Source organism: Acidimicrobiales bacterium (genome assembly GCA_035316325.1).
Taxonomy (GTDB): Bacteria; Actinomycetota; Acidimicrobiia; order Acidimicrobiales; family VFJN01; genus DASXTK01.
Genome location: DATHJB010000049.1, coordinates 1 through 3,409, shown reverse-complemented (window position 1 = coordinate 3,409; position 3,409 = coordinate 1). Strand labels below are relative to the sequence as shown.

Annotated in this window: 3 protein-coding genes; all 3 read right to left on the bottom strand. The window is 72.6% G+C overall.

The annotated features are described in order from the left end of the window. Window positions 1-3 precede the first annotated feature (3 nt). Complete coding sequence (locus VK611_06865; GenBank protein HMG41033.1) at window positions 4-1,068, bottom strand: hypothetical protein; 1,065 nt, start codon at window positions 1,066-1,068, stop codon at window positions 4-6. Beyond that, complete coding sequence (locus VK611_06860; protein HMG41032.1) at window positions 1,065-1,622, bottom strand: sigma-70 family RNA polymerase sigma factor; 558 nt, start codon at window positions 1,620-1,622, stop codon at window positions 1,065-1,067. The genes VK611_06865 and VK611_06860 overlap by 4 nt, the downstream gene beginning before the upstream one ends. Before the next feature lie 83 nt (window positions 1,623-1,705). Beyond that, window positions 1,706-3,190: a hypothetical protein gene (locus VK611_06855; GenBank protein ID HMG41031.1), complete on the bottom strand. Its 1,485-nt coding sequence runs from the start codon at window positions 3,188-3,190 to the stop codon at window positions 1,706-1,708. Window positions 3,191-3,409 lie beyond the last annotated feature (219 nt).

Genomic DNA, 3,409 nt, shown 5'->3' with positions numbered 1-3,409 from the left:
GGGTCAGCCCACGGGGGCGCCGGTGTCGGCCCAGACGTTGCCGGACGCCGTCGGGCAGCGCATGATCGGCACCTCGCCGACCCAGCGGCGGCCGATCCGGTTGCCCCGGACGTCGACCCCGGCGGCGCCGCCGCAGTCGACCGTGGAGCGGTTGCCGCCGTCGAGCCAGTTGCCCTCGACCACCACCGTCCACGGCGCATCGGCGTTGACCAGCAGGCACGAGTCGCTGTTGTAGGGCGCCGGCACGTCGGCGGGCAGCTCGCAGTGGTTGCGGCGGATGGTGTGGGTGCCGCCGTTGCCGTCCTCGAGCTGCACCCCGATCCCGCTGCCGCCCCGGCCCAGGTGGTGCCACCACGAGTCCTCGACCGTGACCCCGGTGAGCAGCTTGAACGCGGCGTTGTCGCTGTCGTGGACGTCGAGCCGGCGGAAGGTGGCGTTGGCGCCGTAGAAGCCGGCGCTCGACGTGTCGAGGATCTCGCCGTCTTCGGCGACGAACCCGGTGTGCCCCTCGATCGACCGGATGCCGTAGGGGGCGCCGTCGGCGTCGAGGCGGAAGTTGCGGAGGGTGACGCCGTCGGCGACCACGTCGAGGTTGCCGCCGGTGATCTCCACGTTCTCGATGACCGCCCCCGGCTGCATCAGGGCCTCGACCTCCGACGTCGTCATCCGGCGCAGCGACGCCGGGTCGCCGGTCGGGCCGGTGGTGGCGGAGCCCGGGCGGGTCGGGGTGGCGGTGGGCGATGTCGGCGTCGTGGTGGTGACGCTGGTGTCCGGGGTCGCCCCGGTCGACGGCGGGGGAGTCGTCCCGGTCGGCGCCGAGGGAGGCGGGGTCGGCGTCGGGGCGGTGGCGGGGTCGCCCTCGGTCTCGACCGTGTCGCCGCCGCCGATCGCGCCGAACCCCAGGGCCACCACGGCGACCACTCCGGCCACCCCCAGCACGGCGGCCCCCGCCCGGCGGCGACGACGTCGGGCCCGGGCCACCCCGCGGGCGCCGTCGAGCACGGCCGCCGGACCCTGGGGCGCGCCCCGGTGCGACAGGGCGTCGAGCGATCCGGTGAGCCGGTTCATGCGTCCTGCCCCTGGATGAGGTGCCGCAGCGTCCACCGGGCGCGGGACGCTCTCGCCCTCGCCGCGTCGGAGCTGCAGCCCAGCAGCTGGGCCACCTGGTCGAACGACCAGCCCTCGACGTCGGCCAGCCACAACACCGCCCGGGCCTCGGCCGGCAGGGCCATGAGGTCGCTCATGTCGGAGGGGTAGCTGTTCGGTGGCGGGGAGGCCTCGTCGCCCTGGAGGCGGTTCCGGGCCCGCCGCCACCGTCCCAGGCGGCGCCGCTCGTTGGAGGCGAGGTTGACCATCGTCCGGCGCAGGTAGGCCTCGGGGTTGTCGAGCCGGCTGAGCGGGCCCTTGCGCAGCGCCCGGGCGGTCGCTTCCTGGAGCAGGTCGTCGGGGTCGGTCTCCCGGGGTGCGACCACGGCGGCGAACCGGCGCAGGGTCGGGTAGATGCGGGCGAAGAGCTGGTCGTCGTCCTCGACGGGCGCGGCGCCCACATCGGTTTCGGGCGTGGCGCTCCAGTCCGACGACTGCGTGCGCGCGGCCACCGGTGGCCCCGGGATCGTCCCCATCCGCTCATCGACACCGATCGGCATGTGCTTGTGACACGCGGGTCGGATGTTATGGCTGAGGCCACCGGTGGAGGGCGCTCGGCTCAGCGGGCCGGCTGGCCCGTGTCCTGCCAGACGTTGGAGCTCTCCCACACCACGCCCGGCCCCGACGACAGGACCCCGTAGCGGTAGTTCCGGCCGAACACGTTGTTCCGGTAGTACGACGGGTCGGCGCCGCTCTTCCCGGAGTTGACGGTGTAGTTGCCGCCGTCCATGAGGTTGCCGTCGACCACCAGGCCCCGCATGGGGGCGGTGAGCGAGCCGATCTGGATGGCGGCGTTCATGGGGTCGCCGGTGTCGGCGTTGTAGGCCTGCAGGTTGTTGCGGCGGATCTGGATGTTGCTGCCCTTGCGGATCTGGATGGCGTCGTGGTGACCGCCCTCGACCCGGTGCAGGTGGTGGATGTAGCTGTCCTCGATCACGACGTTGTCACCCTCGATGCGGGGACCGTCCTTCACGTCGTGGATGTCGACCCGCCGCAGCGTGTACTCACCCGGGAGGATGGCGACGTTGGCCGTGCCGTTGCCGTCGATCTCGCTGTCCTCGACCAGCAGGTTCCGGCCTGACGACCGGATGGGGTAGGTGGCGGTGTTGTCGATGCGGGTGTTGCGGATGACCACGTCGTCGGCCTCGACCGTGATCGACCCGGTGACGTGCAGGTTCCCGACGACGGCCCCGTCGGTGGTGACCGTCACCGACCCGGACGGCCGCAGCGTGACGCCCGCGGGGACGCCGGTGCTCGACGCGTCGGGGAAGCGGCCGTCGCCCGGCGGTGGGGGTGTGGTGGTGGGCGGCGCCGTGGTGGACGGCGGCGCGGGGGTCGTGGTGGGCGGGGCTGGCGGGCGGGTGGTCGGCGGTGCGGGTGTCGTCGTCGGAGGGGTGGAGGGAGCAGGTGTGGCGGGCGGCGGTGTGGGTCCGTCGTCGCCGCCGACGTTGATGTCGACCGGCTCGCCGTCGGCGAAGGAGTCGGTCACCCGCACGTTGCCGCTGGCGGTCACGAACGGGACGCCGCAGCCGGTGACGTCGAGCCGGGTCGCCGTGTAGTTGCCGAACACCACGCCCTTGCCGCCGTTGAGGGCGTCGTCGGTGCAGACGACGTCGGTGTCCTCGACGATGGTGCCGTCGGCGCCGTCGAACACCCGGATCGTGTGGTAGCTGCTGCCGGTCACCCGGGTGCGGGTGATGCGCACGTCGTCGGCCTGCACCCAGATGGCGCCGCGGACGTCCATGGCGTCGATCACGGTGCCGTCCTGCTTCACGACGAGCTTGCCGGAGGGGGTGAGCTGCGTGCCCTCGGGCACCCCGTGGGCCTCGTCGCTCTCGTCACCGACCAGCGCGATCGGCGACATCGGCGCCACCGCCGACAGCCCCACCAACCCGACGATCCCGACCCCGAGCACGATCGTCCAGCGCAACGGCCGCCCGTTCTCCGCCAGCGACTCCGTCACATCCCGCCGCACGGACCGCTTCGGCCCGAAGATCCACGACTCCGGATGCTCCTGCCCCCGCTGCCTCTTCAAGAACCCCATGAAACCCAGCTCCCTCTGGCCGTCCATCGCTTCACGCCCAAAGACACCGCACCCCGCCACCCTGTGACGCAGCCGAGATTCGGTACTGCGAAATTGCGCTGATCAGCCCGCTACATGCGGGTTTTGGGACGCAATTTGGATCGTCGAGGGTCTACAGGAGGGTGAGCTGGGTGTCGGCGGGTGGGGGCGGAGGGGTGGATTGGGGATCGGGGCGGCGGG

What these genes read in the sequence shown, in the direction of transcription:
- VK611_06865 (HMG41033.1), bottom strand. Translation starts at nt 1,068, where the DNA reads ATGAACCGGCTCACCGGATCGCTCGACGCCCTGTCGCACCGGGGCGCG.
- VK611_06855 (HMG41031.1), bottom strand. Translation starts at nt 3,190, where the DNA reads ATGGGGTTCTTGAAGAGGCAGCGGGGGCAGGAGCATCCGGAGTCGTGG.
- VK611_06860 (HMG41032.1), bottom strand. Translation starts at nt 1,622, where the DNA reads ATGGGGACGATCCCGGGGCCACCGGTGGCCGCGCGCACGCAGTCGTCG.